The organism is Psychromonas ossibalaenae ATCC BAA-1528 (assembly GCF_000381745.1).
Taxonomy (GTDB): domain Bacteria; phylum Pseudomonadota; class Gammaproteobacteria; order Enterobacterales; family Psychromonadaceae; genus Psychromonas; species Psychromonas ossibalaenae.
In genome coordinates this window covers 1-2,408 of the sequence record NZ_KB907062.1, presented here as the reverse complement: position 1 = coordinate 2,408, position 2,408 = coordinate 1, and the positions used below count along the sequence as shown (strand labels likewise).

Here is a 2,408-nt window from a genome sequence, read left to right as displayed (position 1 = left end):
CTTTTTGTTTTTAGCAAAAACCGAGACAGCCGTTATGCGTCCGATTTAATTGCCTTGTTAATGCCGTGGCAGACAACGATGCTGCCAACGGTTAATAATTACAGAGCAGGTTTCACCGCTCTTGGTTTTGCTAAACACACTGCAAATAATGAAGCCCGTTTTTACGGATAACTCAGATAATGTGTTTTAAGCTTTTGGCTTTTATAAAAGTTAAAACGCTATTAGCGGGATCAACTTTTCTTTGGCTGAATGAGCGTATTTACAAAACGGCGAATACTACACTTTACGAGCATTTCACAAGTTGATTCAGACAAAACTTACTTACATTATTTAATAAATAACACCTTAAACTTAAAGGCGATTAACGCTTGCGACAACGGCGGTTTAGGATTGGCAATGTTTTTGCGTGTTTTTGCAAAAACGGTGACAAGACTAAAACGTCCGATTGGTTGCACTTGTTAAATGTTGGTGCGACACTCGATTGAGTTTTCTTTACACCACTCAGTAATCGCATCTTTTACTGCTGCATTTTCGTAAGAATACCATTTTTCTACGCACTCTAAATTCTGTAATAAAGACTTAAATCTGGAATACGCACCTCGAGAACGAAACATAGAATATACATTATCAATTTCATCCGGCATCTCTTTAGAGACAAAGTTTAAAACAAGAGGTTTGCCTAACTCTAAATCTCGCTTTGAGGGAATTGATATATATTTACCAATTTTTTCTATGTCATCAGGTAGTTCTTCATCTACGGCATCTCCAGAATAATAAATCTCACCCGTTTCTAAATTCAAATAAGCTGCGTTATCAAATGAATAAGCAGAGGATACAAATTCTATTGCTAATTCAATATCACTTAAATCGACTTGCATACTGCTACCTCTTGACATTTAACGCCTTGCTCACCGGCGAGTAAGTTGGTGCTGTTTTTGCCGCTTTTGGTTTTGAGCAAAAACCGCGACAACTGTATCGAGTCCGAGTGCAGCAACTTGTTATGTTTTGTAACCATGAATGACTATGCCTTTTTCCATTTCAGTTATTGGAAAACTGCCTACTTGTTCTAGCGCATCGATAAACGCCTTAACATTTAAAGGGCGCTCCGTTAACGGTGCATTTTTATAAGCACGATATAAATACACATTTGGGATTAAGATAGATTCGATGTACTTATACTCTACCGGCCCACCTGCGCCTTGAACTGGATCGTCTATAGCAGATTCCCAGACTTGCTGCACAGATGGCGCATGACCGTAAAATATATTATCAGTATCTGTAAAATGATACTCGATACCGGAAAAATCAGAACCGTATTCTGCCATAACCAAAAATAGCTTACGCCATTTATGGTTTGACATTAATGCCAAGGAATATTTACCCCTCAACGCTTTATCTTTATGTGCGTCCATACTCTCTCAGAAACATAACGCCCGCGTTAAACGGCGCTGAAGGCTGGCTATATTTTTGCGCCTTTTCTTTTGCAAAAATAATGACCAGCCGTAATGCGTCCGATTGAACGCTTTGTTAGTTGATTGCTTACTCGAAGCAAAGAACCAACGCTAATTTAAGTTAAGTGTGTATTCAGAAGTGAAGTGCGTTTGCACCCACCGCCACGACACACCAAACCGATGAATTTGAGCCTTTAATAAAACTCAAATTATAAAATACAAAACAACTCAAAAGGCGAAAACACACCGTTTAAAAACACCAAACCTTTGAGTTTAAAATCACACCAAGCAACCTAATTTTCTTTTAGATTCGTGGTGGCAACTAACGCCATTTTAAGCTGCAAATTATAGTGCGCTATAATCGCGCAGCGATAGCACGCTGTAATTTGTCTGCTTGAAAATTTTTGTTATGTTTTTTTATAGTAATTTTGCAAAAAACTGAAAAATGTACTGAACAGAATAGGATGCTTTCCATTCATCAAATCCTCTTCCTCACCCCAAGCAACATCGTAAACTTTATCAGTAACAACATCAAAATAGTAAGATGCTTCCCCTTCGGAAGAAGTAAATCTCAAATACCTAGTTCCGATTCCATCAGGGAATTCTTGCTGATCATATTCAGCATTTTCCATAATAGAATCTAATGTTAATAGTTCAGAGCCGTTACCCACAGGAGGGAATGCAACAAGTGTATAAAATGAAATAAATGAAGAGTTACTATTTTTCAATCCTAAGTTAGCTTCAAACCACTCTGCATCTTCATCAATAACTATAAACTTATCATTGAAGCAAAATTTAACGTTTTCTCTTAAAACTTGCTCAGCTTCTTGTGGTAAATACATATAAATAATTCATCCGTAAAACAATCGTGGTAGAGTGATCTGTTACCAGACCGACCCCACACAGATCCGGACGTGCGGAACTACCGCATCCGGCTCTTCAGTTATATATTCGCTC

At 37.9% G+C, this 2,408-nt stretch carries 3 protein-coding genes; all 3 read right to left on the bottom strand.

The window, feature by feature from the left end; translation table 11 throughout:
* Positions 1–458: 458 nt before the first annotated feature.
* A complete protein-coding gene (locus G327_RS0123555) occupies positions 459–878 on the bottom strand; it encodes a UPF0158 family protein (protein ID WP_033298912.1) in 420 nt (139 codons plus the stop codon).
* A gap of 120 nt (positions 879–998) precedes the next feature.
* Complete coding sequence (locus tag G327_RS0123550) at positions 999–1,412, bottom strand: hypothetical protein (RefSeq protein ID WP_033298911.1); 414 nt, start codon at positions 1,410–1,412, stop codon at positions 999–1,001.
* A 446-nt stretch (positions 1,413–1,858) separates the two neighbouring features.
* A complete protein-coding gene (locus G327_RS0123545) occupies positions 1,859–2,293 on the bottom strand; it encodes a hypothetical protein (RefSeq protein ID WP_019617261.1) in 435 nt (144 codons plus the stop codon).
* Positions 2,294–2,408: the final 115 nt, after the last annotated feature.